Below are 16,706 nucleotides of genomic sequence, written 5' to 3'. Positions count from 1 at the left end.
TTAATGATAACCCATTGTAAGAACATTAAAATTTTTGCAGGAAACTCCCACGCTGAGTTGGCAAAGGATATAGCAGATATATTAGGACTACCTATTGGAGACTCTAAAGTTTCTACTTTTAGTGACGGTGAAATATCTGTAGATATTAATGAAACAGTAAGAGGAAGAGATTTATTTGTAGTTCAATCAACTAACGAACCAGTTAACGACCACTTAATGGAACTTTTAATAATGATTGATGCTTTTAAAAGAGCATCTGCAGGTAGAATAACAGCGGTAATTCCTTACTATGGATATGCTAGACAAGATAGAAAAGCAAAAGCAAGGGATCCAATTACAGCAAAACTTGTAGCTGATATATTAACTGCAGCAGGAGCTGATAGAGTTTTAACCATGGATTTACATGCTGCACAAATCCAAGGGTATTTCAATATACCACTAGATAACTTGTTAGGAGCTCCAATACTTGCTAAATATTTTTTAGAAAAAGGATTTGGTGATAGAGAGGACGTAGTAGTAGTTTCTCCGGATCTTGGCAGCGTAACAAGAGCTAGAAAATTTGCTGATAAATTGCACGCACCAATAGCTATAATTGATAAAAGAAGACCTAAAGCTAATGTTTCTGAAATAATGAATATTATAGGTGATATTAAAGACAAAACTGTTATATTAGTGGATGATATGATAGATACAGCAGGAACTATCACAAATGGTGCTAACGCGTTGGCTAAGATGGGAGCAAAAGAAGTATATGCTTGTTGTACCCATGCTGTTTTATCAGGACCAGCTATAGAAAGAATACAAGAGTCAGCAATACAAGAGTTAGTAATGTTAAATACTATAAATCTTCCACAAGAAAAAACACTAGATAAATTTAAAGTTTTATCTGTAGCGCCTGTATTTGCAGAAGCTATAAATAGAATATATGAGGATCTTTCAGTAAGTAAATTATTTGATGAATAATATTAAAAAGCATGCAGGAGTATAAATCCTCATGCTTTTTATTTTAGATATAGTAAATTATTTGTAACTTTTTAAGGATATACTATTATTAAGTATAAAATATATGATAAATTATATTATATTAGATATATACATTAAAAATTTTACTTTGATTATTGGTGGAGGTATGAGTATGGAAGGATTGATAGGTAAGGTTCTAATTGTAGATGATGATGTAAATATATGTGAAGTAATAAAAATGTATGTAGAAAGTGCTGGATATGATACTAGAGTTTGTCATAATGGTAAAGCGGCAGAAGAAGAGTTTTTAGAATATAAGCCTGATTTAGTATTACTAGATATAATGTTGCCACATATTGATGGTATTGATGTACTTAAGTGGATAAGAAAAGAGTATGAGACTCCAGTTATTATGCTTACTGCAAAAGGAGAGACCTTTGATAAGGTTTTAGGATTAGAGCTTGGCGCAGATGACTATATAGTAAAACCCTTTGAGCCTAAGGAACTTTTAGCTAGAATTAAGGCGGTTCTAAGAAGATATAATATTGATAGTGAAAATAGAGAAATATTAAAGTTTGAACAGTTAACAGTTGATATAAATTCATATACAGTAGTATATAAAGGTGAAGAAATAAAAATGCCACCAAAAGAATTTGAACTCTTGTATTATTTAGCTAATAACAAAAACAGAGTATTCACTAGAGAACAACTTCTATGTGAGGTTTGGGGATATGATTATCCAGGAGATTCTAGAACCGTAGACGTTCATGTAAAGAGACTTAGAGAGAAGCTTCAAGGTGGACCTAATTGGCAAATTGAAACAGTATGGGGTGTTGGATATAAATTCGAGGTGAAATAAATGAAAAAGGGCTTATTCTCAAAGCTAGTTGCTACTTTTACGGCTATTATCACTGTAAGTTTTGTTATGACCGCAGCCTTTTTATCCTATTGGTTTGAGGGTTACTATTTTGAACAAAGAAAAACTGAATTAATAAATGAATATAAGTTCATAAGAGTTGCAGCACTGGAATATATAGATAGAAATATTTCAGCTGATAGAATTAGTGATATCATGACAAGTATTGCCAGAATTTCATCTTCATCCATATGGCTTGTTGACAACTATGGTTATATATACACTGTATCAGATAGTAATCATAGGAGTCTTATTGCATCAAAACAAATACTAACAAGTGATTTAGATAAGCTAAGATTAGGACATACCGTAGAAAGAAAAGGGTTTTACGAAAATATATTTAAAGTTCCAGTTTATACTTTTGAAATACCTATTGTATCAGAAAATGGAGTATTTAAAGGTGCAGTATTGATGCACACCCCAGTAAGTGAGTTAACAAGTGCATTGAAAAGAGTTTACGTAATAATATGGATTTCTGCTGTATTTGCTATTTTAATATCTAGTATAGTAATATATTATCTTTCGCAAAAAATAATTGTAAATCCTCTTGCGCAAATTAATTATGTAGCTGATAAAATATCTAAAGGAGAAGTAGATAAAAGAGTAAGTATAAATTCAAAAGATGAAATAGGAGAACTAGCTAAATCTTTTAATTCAATGGCGGATTCATTAGCAGAGGTGGAGTTGAATAGACGAGAGTTTATATCTAATGTTTCTCATGAAATAAGATCACCTATAACTTCAATTAAGGGTTTTATAGGTGGGATTTTAGATGGTGTAATTCCTAAAGAAAAAGAAAATTACTATTTATCTGTTGCTTATGAGGAAACTCAAAGATTAACAAGACTTGTAAATGATTTACTAGATTTATCAGCAATTGAAGCAGGCCAATTTAAGCTTAGAATAGAATCTGTTGATATTAATGAAATTATAAGATTGTGTATAATAAGATTTGAAACTAAAATTAAAGATAAAAAATTAAAGGTAGATGTGCTTATGAATGATAACAACCTCTTCGTAGCTGCTGATAGAGATAGAATAACCCAAGTAGTGACAAATCTAATAGATAATGCAGTAAAATATGTGGTTGAAGGCGGAAACATTAGGGTAAGTACGAAAGTTAAAGGTGATAAGGCTATAATATCCATATTCAACGATGGGCCAACTATCCCTCATGAAGATTTAAAATATATATGGAATAGATTTTATAAGATTGATAAATCAAGGACTTCTAAGGTGAGTACAGGGTTAGGTTTATCTATAGTAAGAAGTATACTCACCCAACTAGGAGAAGATATATGGGTGGAAAATAAAGAAAGTCAGGGAGTTACCTTTACATTTACACTAAAGAGGATTTAAAGATTAATTACATTTTGTTCATATTTATGTAAAAATATTTTATTATAATATCTTTAATATGATGAGTTATGAGGTGCATTGCATGGATGAAAATAAATATGATGAAAATAGATATAAAGAAATTAAGGATGCTAAATGGGAAAGCATAAAAGTTAATGAAGGTGAAATAAAGTTTACTAATAAAAAAAGACATTTTAAAATCAGGAGTTTTTTTCGAGGAATTATATTTATATTAGTAGCTGCTATCTCTGGAGCAATATCAGGAACTTATTTTGTGAATAAAAAGTATGAAAATAAGAATTATATAACTAATAATCAATCCTTAACTGAAACTAAAGAGACAAATAATCAAAGTAAAATCACAGATGTACCTAAAAATTCTATAACTAAAGTAGCAGAAACAGTTGGTCCTGCTGTAGTAGGTATAAGTAATACAACTGAAGGCTATTTTGAAGCACAGGACTCTAGTGGATCTGGTATAATATTTGATCCTAACGGATATATAGTTACCAATAATCATGTTATTGAGAGTGCAAATACTGTATCTGTAAAACTTTCAAGCGGTAAAGTTCTACTTGCAAATGTAGTAGCAACAGATCCAAAATCCGACTTAGCAATTATTAAAGTAAATGCACAAAACTTGCCTGTTGCTAAATTTGGAGATTCATCTAAAGTTAGAGTAGGTGATACTGCAATTGCTATAGGAAATCCTTTGGGAGAGGAATTTGCCGGATCTGTTACTGCTGGAATAGTAAGTGCATTAAACAGGAGAATACAGTACGGAGGAGCGATATATAAGGTTCTACAAACCGATGCAGCTATAAACCCAGGTAATAGTGGTGGAGCCCTTTGCAATGAGGCTGGTGAAGTTATAGGAATAAATAGTCTAAAGATCGGTGTAGAACAGAATGCAGAGGGTATGGGATTTGCTATATCGATAAATGAAGCAAAGAACATAATAAACTCATTAATGAATTATGGTAAGGTTTCACGACCTTCTATTGGAATTTATGGTGGAACTGTAGTATCTGAGGATAGAAGTGTAAGTGGAGTATATGTAAATCAAGTTGTTCAAGGGAGTGGTGCTGCAGCTGCAGGGATTAAACCAACAGATATTATAATAGAATTAGATAAGAAAAAGATAACAAAATTTGAAGAGTTATCAGATATTTTAGACAGTCATAAAGTTGGAGATGCAGTTCAGTGTAAGCTTTGGAGGAACGGAAAAACTATAGAAGTAAATATAATACTTTCAGATTTGAAAGAAAAAAAATAATAAAGAGACTTTTCAGTCTCTTTATTATTTGTAGTTTTTAGTATAATATATTATTAAACGTTTAAAAGTCATCTATATTAGTTAGGAGTGGAAAAATGTTTTTAGTAGTAGGACTAGGCAACATAGGGAAACAATATGAGCATACCAGACATAATGTTGGATTTGATGTTATAGATTTAATAAGCAGCGAGTATAATATACCTGTTAACAGGGAAAAATTTAAAGGGATGTATGGAGAGGGTACAATATCAAATAATAAGGTATTGCTATTAAAGCCAAGTACATATATGAATTTAAGTGGCGAAAGTATACGGGAGATTATGAACTTTTATAAAATCCCTAATAAAAATATAATAGTTATTTATGATGATATAAGTTTAGAAGTAGGAAGACTTAGAATAAGGTCACAAGGAAGTGCGGGGGGACATAATGGGATAAAGAATATTATATCTAATTTAGGTAGTGATATATTTCCAAGGGTTAAAATAGGAGTGGGACAGCCTAAGGATCAGTTAGTGTCACATGTTTTAGGAAAGTTTTCTAAGGAAGAGAGAACCCAGATAGAGGAAGTATTCAAAGCAGGTATGAATGTAGTAGAATATATTGTAAGTAATGGTATTGATGAAGCTATGAATAAATTTAATAGTTTTAAATTATAAATATAATAGGGAATATTTTTCATAAACTGTTATATGTAAATTAAGAACTCAGACCAATTAAGTCCGGGTTCTTAAGTCATGTATAACAGGTACTAATTATTCCCTTAATTATCATGTTAACCTTCAGTTTAAATGTTGAAGTAAAAAATAATAAATTATTTGTAGGGTGGTTGTTAAAATGAGACTAGATGGGTTACTAAAACCTCTTAAGTCCAGTAGTGAATTTAATAATATAATTAATAACATAGATAAAGAAAGATTTCCTATAGGAATTTATGGACTTTCAGAATCAGGTAGAGGCTACCTCATTAATGGAGTGTATGATGAATTAGACAAGCCTCTTCTTATACTTACACATAGCGATGTGGAAGCAAGAAAGCTGTATGAAGACCTATATTTTTATGTACCAAAGGTTTATTATTTTCCTACAAAAGAAGTTGTATTTTATAATATTGATGCTATATCAGGAGACTTAAGGTGGGAAAGACTAAAAGTTATAAGGGAAATGGTCGATTCAGGTAAAAAGATAATTATTACTTCTATTGAATCTATAGCTTCCAGTTATATTCCTGTAGACCTTTATAGAAGATATACCTTTAAAGTTGCCGTTGGCCATACTCTTAATTTAGAAGATCTAAGTGAAAAACTTATACAATGTGGCTATGAGAGAGTAGATATTGTAGATGCAAAAGGCCAGTTTTCAATAAGAGGAGGGATAATGGATGTATACTCGCCAATAGCTGCAGAACCCTATAGAATAGAGCTATTTGGTGATGAAGTAGATTCTATTAGAAGCTTTAATATAGAATCTCAAAGAAGCATAGAAAAAATAAGTAAAATTGAATTGTTTCCAGCTAAAGAGATTATTTTGGATAGAGATGCAGTTGATAAAGGATATAAGAGTATAGAAGAGGATTTAAATAAGGTTACAAATAAATTAAAAAATAAAAAAGATAAAGATGTTATAGATAAAATACAAGGAACAATTGGAAGAAACTTAGAGTTACTTAAGGAAAATTGGAGCTTTGAAACAATAGATAGTTTTTTACCATATTTTTATGATACTCCATCATCATTTTTTGATTATATAAAGGATTGTTTTATACTTATAGATGATGTACAGAGGTGTAAAGGGAAATTAGACAGTGTATATTTTGAATTTGAAGAAAATTATAAAAGTGCTCTTGAAAGAGGAAACATTTTACCAATTCAAAGTAAACTTTTAATCAATGAGGAAACTATAATAGAAACTCTAAAAGAAAAAACTGGTATAACATTACAGGCAATTGCTAAGTCCACGAAGTTTCTTTCGCCAAAATGCATAGTAAATTTCTCGCAAATTACTTTACACAATTATCATGGACAAATAGATCTGCTTATTGATGATATAAGAGATAAAAAATCCAGAGGATTTAAAATAGTGATCCTCTCGGGTACAAGACCAAGAGGAGAAAGGTTAGTAGATACTCTAAGAGATAGAGATATAGAAAGTTCATATAAGGATACTATTCATGATATACAACCTGGTGAGGTTGTTATAACCTTTGGAAGTCAACTGAATGGATTCGAATATCCTGAGCTTAGGGTTTCAGTGATTTCAGATAAAGAAGTTTTTGGAGAAGCAAAGAGAAAATCTAGTAATAAACAAACTAAAAAAGGTGTAGGCAAAATAAAAAGTTTTACGGAATTAAAGCCTGGAGATTTCGTTGTCCATGTTAATCATGGTATAGGTGTATACAAAGGAATTAAGCAATTAGAGCTAGATAGCCATAAAAAGGATTATCTAGAGTTAATATATGATTCAGATGATAGGCTATATGTACCTGTAGAACAACTTGACATGGTGCAAAAGTATATAGGGACTGAAGGAAAGACTCCAAAGATAAATAAGCTTGGAAGCGCAGAATGGGCTAAGGCAAAGAGAAAAGTAAAGAAATCTATCGAAGAAATTGCCGAAGATTTAGTTAAACTTTATGCTGTAAGATCTACGCTAAAGGGATATAAGTACTCTAAAGATACGGTTTGGCAGAAACAGTTTGAGGAAGAATTTCCTCATGAAGAAACACCAGACCAACTCTCAGCTATTATTGACATAAAGTCAGATATGGAATCAGATAAAGCAATGGATAGACTACTATGTGGTGATGTAGGCTATGGAAAAACTGAGGTAGCTATTAGAGCCGCATTTAAAGCAGTGATGGATGGAAAACAAGTTGCCTTATTAGTTCCAACTACAATACTTGCACAGCAGCACTATAATAATTTTGTACAAAGATTTTCTGATTTCCCTGTGAAAATAGATATGGTAAGTAGATTTAGAACAGCAGCACAACAAAAAGCTACTATTAAATCAGTAAAGGATGGAGAAGTAGATATACTTATAGGAACTCATAGAATTATCCAAAAAGATATTCAATTTAAAGATCTAGGTCTTTTAATAGTAGATGAAGAACAAAGATTTGGGGTTACCCATAAAGAAAAAATAAAGAACCTCAAAAAGAATATAGATGTTTTAACATTAAGTGCAACTCCTATACCAAGAACACTGCATATGTCACTTGTTGGAGTTAGAGATATAAGTGTTATTGAGACGCCTCCAGAAGAAAGATACCCAGTACAAACTTATGTAGTTGAATATAATGATCAACTTATAAGAGATGCTATACTAAGGGAACTAAATAGAGGGGGACAGGTTTACTTTGTATATAATAGGGTAGAAAATATTAAAGACATGGCAGCCTATGTTGCTAAATTAATTCCCGAAGTAAAAGTAGCTGTAGCACATGGGCAAATGCAAGAGAGAGAATTAGAAAATATTATTGTAGATTTTATGAAAAAAGAGTATGATGTTTTGTTATCTACAACTATTATAGAAACAGGAATGGATATTCAAAATGTAAACACAATGATTATATACGATGCTGATAAGATGGGATTATCTCAGTTATATCAATTAAGGGGTAGGGTAGGGAGAACTAATAGAATAGCATATTGTTATCTAACCTATAGAAAAGATAAAGTTTTAACAGAAGTAGCTGAAAAGAGACTTAAAGCCATAAAAGATTTCACAGAGCTTGGATCTGGTTTTAAGATAGCGTTAAAGGATTTAGAGATAAGAGGTGCAGGGAATATGATGGGAGGGTCTCAGCATGGCCATATGGCCTCTATAGGCTATGATTTGTATTGTAGAATGCTAGAAGATACTATAAGACTTGTTAAAGGTGATATAGATCAAGAACCTGTTGAAACTACTGTAGAATTAAAAGTAGATGCATATGTTCCAAGAAACTATATAGGCGATGAAGTACAAAAAATTGAGATTTATAAGAAAATAGCTGGTATCGAGTCCTACGAGGATTTTGTTGATATAGAAGAAGAATTGGAGGATAGATTCTCAGACATACCAGCATCGGTGTATAATTTAATGAATATATCCTATATAAGAAGCATGGGTAAAAAGCTTGGTATAGAAGAAATTAAAGAAAGAAAGGATGAGGTAATATTCCAATTTGAAAGCCAAGGAAGAGTTAACGAAAAAGTTATGCAGGTCATTCTTAAAGAGTATAGTAAAAAAATAGTTCTTAAGTTAGGAGAAAAACCTGGATTTGGATTTAAGCTTAAGGATATAAAAAGAGCAGAGTTGATTACAGACCTTAAGAAAATGATGGAAACTATGATAAATGCATATGAAGAAAAATAATTTTGTAGTAAAAATGTTTTTGTGTTAAAATTATTTTGTATTGTACGAAAAGATTAAAGAGAGTGGAGGAATACATTGTGAAGAGTATAAAGAAATTAGTCAGTGCAGCAATGGTAACTATGTTTGCTTTTTCCATGGCTGGTTGCAATATGATAGCTAAGACACCAGAAGCAATAGCTAAAAGTTCGGTAGCCGTTGTTAATGGAGAAAAAATAACAAGAGGAGAACTGGATAAAGATCCTGCTATGATGCAGATTTTAGCACAGGCTAAACAACAGTATGGTGAAAATTACGATAAAAATGAAGAAGCTAAAAGTGCTATAAAAACTCAAAAAGAACAAATACTTGATGAAATGATAATTGAAAAAGTTATGTATCAAAAAGCTAAAGAATTAAAGCTTTTACCAGATGAAACTAAATTAAAAACTGAAGTGGATAAACAATATGATGATATTAAAAAACAGCAATTTGGAAATGATGATAAGAAATTTCAAGATGCTCTAAAACAACAAAATTTTACTGAAGCATCACTTAAGGATATGTTTTTAACTCAGCTAAGAAAGCAAGAAATAGCAAAGAATCTTAATGATAATGTAACTAAAAATGTAAAAATAGATGATAAAAAGATACAAGATTACTATGATGCTAATAAATATGAATTTACAGAAAAACCTAATACAATACATTTAGCACATATATTAGTTAAAACACAAGATGAGGCTAATAAAGTAAAAGACAGACTAGACAAAGGTGAAGATTTTAGTAAAGTTGCTAAAGAAATTTCTACTGACCCAGGTTCAAAGGATAAGGGAGGAGACTTAGGAACTGTAAATTATGTTAACTCAGGATTTGATCAAACATTTATGAATGCAGCATTAGCGTTAAAAGAAGGAACTATATCAGCACCGGTACAAACTCAATTTGGATATCATGTAATTAAGTGCATAAAAAAGGAAGAATACCCAGTTAAGAAGCTAGATACGGTAAAAGATCAAATAAGAAAACAGTTAGAGGATAAAGAAAAGAACACATTATTTTCTCAAAAGCTTGATGAATGGAAAAAGGCGGCTAAAGTAGATAAAAAGATAAAAAATCTTTAGTTTATGAAAATGGCAGTCAATAAGATATCTGTTGTAGAAGGTTTATCAGATTACTATACGCTTTAATAATAAAAAGACAAAGACACACTATGAAATTTGTTTAATTTAAACAGATTTTATAGTGTGTCTTTTTACTATAACATCTGGGATAAAATTAATTATTATAAGTAAATCGAATTTAAATAACAATTGTGTATAAAATTTCATATTTAGAAAGATAATATGAATACAAATCAGATTTATATTATATTTGAGGAGGTACTAATAAATGAAAGCAACAGGTATTGTTAGACGTATAGACGACCTAGGAAGAGTAGTTATACCAAAGGAGATAAGAAGAACTCTTAGAATAAGAGAAGGAGATCCTCTTGAAATTTTCACAGACAGAGAAGGAGGAGTAATACTCAAAAAATATTCTCCCATTGGAGAACTAAGTGATTTTTCAAAAGGATATGCAGAATCACTTCAACAAACAATAGGAAATATTGTAATGATTTGTGACAAGGATAGTATAATATCTATAAGTGGATCAACAAAAAAAGAATACTTTGAAAAAAAGATAAGTAGTGACTTAGAAAGAATAATAGAAGCAAGAAAAAGTGTTTCTTTTGGAGAAGGAAGCGATAAAACAATAGCTTTATATGATGATGAAGAAATAGATGGAAAATATTCAGCACAAGTAGTTTCACCTATAATAGCTGAAGGTGATGCAATTGGAGCTGTAATAATAGTAGCTAGGGAAGAAGGAGTAAAATTTAGTGATGTAGAAGTTAAACTAGCTGAAACTGCATCATCCTTCTTAGGTAAGCAAATGGAACAATAATCAATGGCAGCTATGCTGCCATTCCATTTTACTTTCATAACAAATTATTGACATGAAACTAAAAAATATTCATTTATAAAGTAATAATACCCTCTAGATTAAAATATTTATAAACATAGAAATATTTTAAGTTTCTATGTTGTGGATATTAAAGTAAGAAACATATACACAAGGTAGTTATCACATTAGTGGTTCGGGGGTATTTTTATGAAAAAACAATCACTTGTTAAAGGAACGCTGGTTTTGGGTATTTCAGGAATTTTGGCCAAATTCTTAGGCTTATTTTTTAGATGGCCGCTACAAATGCTTATTGGTGATGAAGGTGTAGGATACTATCAGATGTCGTTTCCTTTGTATATGTTTTTTATTGCATTAGCATCAGGAGTACCTGTAGCAATATCTAAAATGGTATCTGAGAGAAATGCAGTAAATGATAACGAAGGCGTAATTCAAGTACTTAGAAAGGCCATGTTGCTTATGCTTTTTTTAGGAACAGGCTTTACAGCCGCACTTCTTATATTTTCTAGGCCCATTATAAGTTTCTTGAAATGGGATAACAAATCTTATTATTCATTAGTATCTATTGCTTTTGCACCTATATTTATATCAATAATGAGTGTTCTTAGAGGATTTTATCAGGGATTACAAAATATGAATTATACTGCAGTTTCACAAGTAATAGAACAAATAGGAAGAGTGATAGTTGGAGTTGGACTTGCCTATCTGCTATTACCTTATGGTATTGAATATTCTGCAGGAGGAGCTGCACTTGGAGCTGCAGCAGGAGGTTTGTTTGGAGATATATACCTTTTAATAAAATATCCTAGTATAAGAAAAGGATTTAAGATAAAAAGGATAAAGGATAACCCAGATATATTAGGTAGAATACTATATATAGCTATACCTGTGTCTCTAGGTGCTGCTGTGAGTAGTATAATGAGTCTTATTGATTCAGCATTAGTACCACAAAAGTTGCTGGAAGCAGGATTCACTTATAAGCAATCCACTATATTATATGGACAACTTACAGGTAAGGCTTTTATATTGATTAATGTTCCATTGACTCTCTCAGCAGCTTTATGTGCATCGTTAATGCCTATAATTGCTGAAGCTTTTATATTAAATAAAAAATTAGAAGTTATTAATAAAGCTGATTTGGCTGTAAAACTATGCATGGTTATTGCTTTACCTTCTGCATTAGGATTATATAGCCTTGCTCATCCGATTTTAGATTTGATTTTTCCGGGACAATCTGATGGATTTCAAATATTACAGTATTCGGCTTTATCCATACCCTTTATAGTTATGGTTCAGACTTCTACTGCTGTTTTACAAGGTGTAGGACAATATATAACACCTATAGTTAACTTGATGATAGGTTGTGTAATAAAAGTAATTGTAACTTATATATTGGTTCCTATACCGAATATTAATGTATATGGTGCTGTTATTGGCAGCTTAGCAGGTTATATAGTAGCTACTGTTATGAATACAAAATTGCTAGAAAACAAACTAAATATTAAACTAAGCTATTTTGATATAATTGTAAAACCAGCTTTTGCATCTGTGCTAATGACAATAAGTGTTGTAATTATTTATATGAATGTCTATAATTATACAGTAAGTACTAGAATAGCCTGTTTTATTTCAGTACTATTAGGAATGGGTATATATGCATTATTAGTTATTCTACTTAAAATATTTGACTATAATTATATAAAAAACAGATTCTTAAAAAAATAAAGGAGAGAGTATAAATGATAAAAATAATTGGGTTAGGACCTGGCTCAAAGGAAGCTCTTACTATTGGTGCTTTAGAAACATTAAAAGGTTCCAATAAAATTTATTTAAGAACAGAGAAGCATCCAACAGTACAATATCTGCGTGATAGCGGTATAAGGTTTGAAACCTATGACCAAAAATACGAAAATAGTGAGAGTTTTGAAGAAGTTTATAACTCAATTGCTCAAGACTTAATAAAGAAAGAAAAAGAATTTTCAAATATTGTTTATGCAGTACCAGGGCACCCGCTTGTGGCGGAAAAATCTGTAAGTGTTTTACTTAAGCTTTGTGAGGAAAAATCTATAGAAACAGAAATATTGCCTGCAGTAAGTTTTGTAGATATGGTGATGGAAAGTTTAAAAATAGATCCCATCGAGGGGATTAAAATAATTGATGCATTTGATATAAAAAATCAAATTCTTGATAAAAGAGTTGGAATAATAATTACTCAAGTGTACGACAAATTTATTGCTTCAGAAGTAAAATTAGCTTTAATGGAGTACTATAAAGATGATACTTCTATATACTTTGTTAGGGCTGCCGGAGTAAAAGATTTAGAAAGTATAAGGAAAATATCACTTTATGAACTAGATAGACAAGAAGACATTGACTATCTTACCTCTATATACATTCCCAAAAACCTAGATTCCATTATGGATTTTCAAGATCTTCTAGATATAATGGATAAATTAAGGTCAGAGGAAGGGTGTCCTTGGGATAAGGAACAAAATCATAAAAGCTTAAAGAAGTATCTCATAGAAGAAAGTTATGAAGTTTTAGAGGCTATTGATGAAGAAGATGAAGATAAAATTATAGAAGAACTTGGAGATGTATTACTTCAAATAGTTTTCCATGCCCAAATAGGTAAGGAAGAGGGTTTTTTTAATATAAATGATGTTATAAAAGCTATTTGTAATAAGATGATTATAAGACATCCTCATGTATTTGGCATAGAGAATGCAGATACATCAGAAAAGGTTTTAGTTAACTGGGATAAAATAAAAAGAAAAGAGCAGGGGCTTAATAGTTATACAGATGAGCTAAAACATGTTGCAAAAAGTCTACCATCATTAATAAGAGCTGAAAAAATTCAAAAAAAAGCTGCTAAGGTAGGATTTGATTGGGATAAGGTTGAAGATGCTTTAGATAAAGTTTTAGAAGAATATTATGAAGTAAAGAATGTATATAAAGGTAAAGAAAGGGTAAAAATAGTAGAAGAAATAGGAGATTTGATATTTGCTTCCGTAAATGTTGCAAGATTCCTTGACATAGACCCTGAGTTTGCATTAAATTATACTATAGAGAAATTTATTAACAGATTTGCATACATAGAACAAGTAGCTAATTCAAAAGGTATTGAGATGGTGGATATGACACTAGAACAAATGGATGAGCTATGGAATGAAGCTAAAAATAGTAAGTTTTAGCCCTTATGTATAAAAAAATCTATAAATAAAGAAGGATTTTTTTAATTAGTGAAGAATAAGCTAGTATGCTAATGATTAAGCATACTCAATATTAAGGAGGTAAAAAAGGTGAATAAATCAGAATTAATTGCAAGCATAGCAGAAAAGTCAAAGCTAACAAAGAAAGATGCAGAAGCAGCTTTAAAAGGTTTTATAGAAAGTGTTGAAGAAACACTTGAAAAAGGAGATAAAGTTCAACTAGTTGGATTTGGGACATTTGAAACAAGACAAAGAGCTGCAAGAGTTGGCAGAAACCCAAGAACTAAAGAAGAAATAACTATTCCAGAATCAACAGTTCCAGTATTTAAAGCTGGTAAAGAGTTCAAAGATAAAGTTAACAAATAATTACCATCAGAAAACCTGGGTGTAAATCTAGGTTTTTTATTTTAGTAAGGAGAATTAATGTGAGGCTAGATAAGTATCTTAAAGTATCAAGGATTATAAAAAGAAGAACTGTAGCTAAAGAAGCTTGTGAAGGTGGAAGAGTTAGCATAAATGGTAAGATAGCTAAACCAGGCACAGATATAAAAGAAGGGGACATTATAGAAATTCAGTATGCTAACAGGTCATTAAAGGCAAGAATAGTTAACATTGCAGAGCATGTGACAAAAGAAAATGCTCAGGGTATGTATGAAATTATATCTGGACAGGAAGACGAGGAATAACATTATTATAAGCAATGCATATATCATATATAAAACCTATATAATATATGCATTGTTTATTTTTTGAAATTCCCAAAAAAAGTAATATAAATAATCGGTATTGCATATATTTATTACAGGTGGAGGGGATGTTATGGAGAAAAAAGAAATAAAGAGAGAAATAAAGATAGAAGAGAAGAAAAGCTCTCTTAATGTTGAAAATAGAAAGAGATTAGTTTTGAATGGTGTTATTGAAGTAATAAGTTTTAATGAAGAGCAAATAGTTTTAAATACTAACCTTGGTAAACTAAATATAAAAGGGCAAGGTTTAAAAATGAATAAGCTTGATGTTCAAAATGGAGATGTTATAATAGTTGGAACTATAAATTCCTGCATATATACTAATAGTGAAATAAAAAAGCAAAAAGAGAGTATAATATCGAGATTATTTAAATAGGAGTATAACTATGGTTATATCTATAAATCAACAACTTGGACTTGTTATTTTTAGCATTATTGCAGGAATAATAACTGGAGTACTTTTTGATCTGTATAGATTAATAAGAGGGATGAATAATATTAATAACATAATAACATTTATAGAAGATACTTTATTTTGGACATTTACAGGGGTAATTGTATTTATATTCTTATTATATATGAACTATGCGTATATTGGTATGTACGTATATGTATGGATTGTTATAGGAGTATATCTATATATTAAGTTGTTTAGTAAAATATTTATACGTTCACAGTGTAAGATTTTTAAGTTTTTAGGTAAAATATTTAGAGTACTTAAGAATATATTGTTATACCCTCTGGAGATTATATTCTATAGCATGAAAATAAAAAATAAGAAAAATTATAAAAAATAACTTGAAGAAAATTGAAATTCAAATTAAAATATAAATATAATAGTCTAATATCTCTTACTTTAGAGAAGTTGGTGGGTATAAATGAAAAAAAAGTTTAAAAGGAGAAGCATAATCTATGTTTTGGCATTTTGTTATGCTTGTTATATTTTTATAGGTCAGCAAATAACTATAAATAACATAAAAGCCGAGATATTTGAAAAACAGATGGAACAACAAAAGATTAAAGAAAAAAATGAAGAGTTACAGGATGAGGTTAAGATGTCTAAGACAGATATGTATATAGAAAAGTTAGCCCGAGAAAGACTAGGTCTCATTAAACGAGGAGAGACTCCTGTAATAGATACTAAAAATTAATACTTAGTTTTTATTTTAAATTCATATAAATATTATTATTTTAAGGAGGAGTCTTTTTAATATGACCTTAAAGGCAGGAAGCATACTAGAGGGTACAGTAGTTAACATTACTAGTTTTGGAGCTTTTGTAGATGTAGATGGTAAAACTGGATTAGTTCACATATCTGAGGTATCAGATACTTATGTGAAAAATATAAGGGACTATCTAAAGGAACAAGATAAAGTAAAAGTAAAAGTAATTTCAGTAGATGAAAATGGTAAAATAAGTTTATCTATAAAGCAGGCAATTCCAGATAAAAAAACCATTAAGCCAGCAGAAATAGATTGGCAAAAAGAAAAGGGTAAGCAAGTTCAAGGTAATTTTGAAGATAGGTTATCTAAGTTTTTAAAAGATAGCGAAGAAAGATTTCAAGATTTAAAGAGACATCAGGATTCAAGAGGAAAAGGATATAAGAGAAGTTCAAACTATTAATACTATAGTGCAAAGAGGCTATATAAGATGGCCTCTTTTATATTTAAAATTTAATTATATATATTTTAAAAAATATAGTTGACAATTATATTTTTCTATAATATAATTGTCTATGTTGTTAGGTGCTAAGACATCTAAGTAATAAATGCTGAAGTGGCGGAACTGGCAGACGCACAGGACTTAAAATCCTGCGGGCCTTAAAACCCGTACCGGTTCGATTCCGGTCTTCAGCACCAAAATATCGCGGGGTGGAGCAGTTGGTAGCTCGTCGGGCTCATAACCCGAAGGTCGTAGGTTCGAGTCCTGCCCCCGCA

Annotated in this window: 16 protein-coding genes and 2 tRNA genes; all 18 read left to right on the top strand. The window is 30.6% G+C overall.

All coding sequences use genetic code 11. The features are described from left to right. Positions 1–3: 3 nt before the first annotated feature. The 18 genes from HGI79_RS11390 (at position 4) to HGI79_RS11305 (ending at position 16,706) form a co-directional block, all read left to right on the top strand. Complete coding sequence (locus tag HGI79_RS11390; protein WP_185650810.1) at positions 4–963, top strand: ribose-phosphate diphosphokinase; 960 nt, start codon at positions 4–6, stop codon at positions 961–963. A gap of 172 nt (positions 964–1,135) precedes the next feature. Continuing rightward, entirely contained in the window at positions 1,136–1,822 is a 687-nt protein-coding gene (locus HGI79_RS11385) for a response regulator transcription factor (protein WP_185650809.1), read from the top strand. Next, entirely contained in the window at positions 1,823–3,238 is a 1,416-nt protein-coding gene (locus tag HGI79_RS11380; RefSeq protein WP_185650808.1) for a HAMP domain-containing sensor histidine kinase, read from the top strand. An 82-nt stretch (positions 3,239–3,320) separates the two neighbouring features. Then, positions 3,321–4,514, top strand: a complete 1,194-nt coding sequence (locus HGI79_RS11375; RefSeq protein ID WP_185650807.1) for a S1C family serine protease — start codon at positions 3,321–3,323, stop codon at positions 4,512–4,514. 95 nt (positions 4,515–4,609) lie between these two features. Next, positions 4,610–5,173 (top strand): aminoacyl-tRNA hydrolase, encoded by a 564-nt coding sequence (pth, locus tag HGI79_RS11370; RefSeq protein WP_185650806.1) that lies wholly within the window; start codon positions 4,610–4,612, stop codon positions 5,171–5,173. Positions 5,174–5,351: 178 nt separating this feature from the next. Beyond that, positions 5,352–8,873 carry a transcription-repair coupling factor gene (mfd, locus tag HGI79_RS11365; RefSeq protein ID WP_185650805.1) on the top strand — a complete coding sequence of 1,174 codons (3,522 nt, stop codon included), beginning with the start codon at positions 5,352–5,354 and terminating at the stop codon, positions 8,871–8,873. Positions 8,874–8,950: 77 nt separating this feature from the next. Further along, positions 8,951–9,973: a peptidylprolyl isomerase gene (locus HGI79_RS11360; protein WP_185650804.1), complete on the top strand. Its 1,023-nt coding sequence runs from the start codon at positions 8,951–8,953 to the stop codon at positions 9,971–9,973. Positions 9,974–10,241: 268 nt separating this feature from the next. Beyond that, the gene (gene spoVT, locus HGI79_RS11355; protein WP_185650803.1) at positions 10,242–10,796 is read left to right on the top strand and encodes a stage V sporulation protein T; all 555 of its coding nucleotides are present in this window, start codon (positions 10,242–10,244) and stop codon (positions 10,794–10,796) included. 207 nt (positions 10,797–11,003) lie between these two features. Beyond that, positions 11,004–12,539, top strand: coding sequence for a polysaccharide biosynthesis protein (locus HGI79_RS11350; RefSeq protein ID WP_185650802.1), 1,536 nt, complete (start codon positions 11,004–11,006; stop codon positions 12,537–12,539). Between the two features lie 14 nt (positions 12,540–12,553). Beyond that, positions 12,554–14,005: a nucleoside triphosphate pyrophosphohydrolase gene (gene mazG, locus HGI79_RS11345; RefSeq protein WP_185650801.1), complete on the top strand. Its 1,452-nt coding sequence runs from the start codon at positions 12,554–12,556 to the stop codon at positions 14,003–14,005. Between the two features lie 90 nt (positions 14,006–14,095). Continuing rightward, positions 14,096–14,389, top strand: coding sequence for an HU family DNA-binding protein (locus HGI79_RS11340; RefSeq protein ID WP_185650863.1), 294 nt, complete (start codon positions 14,096–14,098; stop codon positions 14,387–14,389). Positions 14,390–14,448: 59 nt separating this feature from the next. Beyond that, on the top strand, positions 14,449–14,709 hold the full coding sequence (locus tag HGI79_RS11335) for an RNA-binding S4 domain-containing protein (protein WP_185650800.1): 261 nt from the start codon (positions 14,449–14,451) through the stop codon (positions 14,707–14,709). A 133-nt stretch (positions 14,710–14,842) separates the two neighbouring features. Beyond that, positions 14,843–15,145, top strand: a complete 303-nt coding sequence (yabP, locus tag HGI79_RS11330) for a sporulation protein YabP (RefSeq protein WP_185650799.1) — start codon at positions 14,843–14,845, stop codon at positions 15,143–15,145. Between the two features lie 10 nt (positions 15,146–15,155). Further along, positions 15,156–15,566 carry a spore cortex biosynthesis protein YabQ gene (gene yabQ / locus HGI79_RS11325; RefSeq protein ID WP_185650798.1) on the top strand — a complete coding sequence of 137 codons (411 nt, stop codon included), beginning with the start codon at positions 15,156–15,158 and terminating at the stop codon, positions 15,564–15,566. 81 nt (positions 15,567–15,647) lie between these two features. Continuing rightward, positions 15,648–15,920 carry a septum formation initiator family protein gene (locus tag HGI79_RS11320; protein WP_185650797.1) on the top strand — a complete coding sequence of 91 codons (273 nt, stop codon included), beginning with the start codon at positions 15,648–15,650 and terminating at the stop codon, positions 15,918–15,920. A gap of 61 nt (positions 15,921–15,981) precedes the next feature. Further along, the gene (locus tag HGI79_RS11315; RefSeq protein WP_185650796.1) at positions 15,982–16,392 is read left to right on the top strand and encodes a S1 domain-containing RNA-binding protein; all 411 of its coding nucleotides are present in this window, start codon (positions 15,982–15,984) and stop codon (positions 16,390–16,392) included. Positions 16,393–16,539: 147 nt separating this feature from the next. Next, positions 16,540–16,628, top strand: a tRNA-Leu gene (locus tag HGI79_RS11310). A gap of 6 nt (positions 16,629–16,634) precedes the next feature. Beyond that, a tRNA-Met gene (locus tag HGI79_RS11305) sits at positions 16,635–16,706 on the top strand.

Source organism: Clostridium sp. DJ247, from assembly GCF_014231265.1.
This window is presented reverse-complemented; position numbering and strand designations above follow the sequence as displayed.

Coding starts and splice junctions, on each gene's coding strand:
- HGI79_RS11385 (WP_185650809.1), top strand. CDS start 1,136: ATGGAAGGATTGATAGGTAAGGTTCTAATTGTAGATGATGATGTAAAT.
- mazG (WP_185650801.1), top strand. CDS start 12,554: ATGATAAAAATAATTGGGTTAGGACCTGGCTCAAAGGAAGCTCTTACT.
- yabQ (WP_185650798.1), top strand. CDS start 15,156: ATGGTTATATCTATAAATCAACAACTTGGACTTGTTATTTTTAGCATT.
- HGI79_RS11350 (WP_185650802.1), top strand. CDS start 11,004: ATGAAAAAACAATCACTTGTTAAAGGAACGCTGGTTTTGGGTATTTCA.
- HGI79_RS11390 (WP_185650810.1), top strand. CDS start 4: ATGATAACCCATTGTAAGAACATTAAAATTTTTGCAGGAAACTCCCAC.
- HGI79_RS11315 (WP_185650796.1), top strand. CDS start 15,982: ATGACCTTAAAGGCAGGAAGCATACTAGAGGGTACAGTAGTTAACATT.
- pth (WP_185650806.1), top strand. CDS start 4,610: ATGTTTTTAGTAGTAGGACTAGGCAACATAGGGAAACAATATGAGCAT.
- HGI79_RS11380 (WP_185650808.1), top strand. CDS start 1,823: ATGAAAAAGGGCTTATTCTCAAAGCTAGTTGCTACTTTTACGGCTATT.
- mfd (WP_185650805.1), top strand. CDS start 5,352: ATGAGACTAGATGGGTTACTAAAACCTCTTAAGTCCAGTAGTGAATTT.
- yabP (WP_185650799.1), top strand. CDS start 14,843: ATGGAGAAAAAAGAAATAAAGAGAGAAATAAAGATAGAAGAGAAGAAA.
- HGI79_RS11375 (WP_185650807.1), top strand. CDS start 3,321: ATGGATGAAAATAAATATGATGAAAATAGATATAAAGAAATTAAGGAT.
- spoVT (WP_185650803.1), top strand. CDS start 10,242: ATGAAAGCAACAGGTATTGTTAGACGTATAGACGACCTAGGAAGAGTA.
- HGI79_RS11320 (WP_185650797.1), top strand. CDS start 15,648: ATGAAAAAAAAGTTTAAAAGGAGAAGCATAATCTATGTTTTGGCATTT.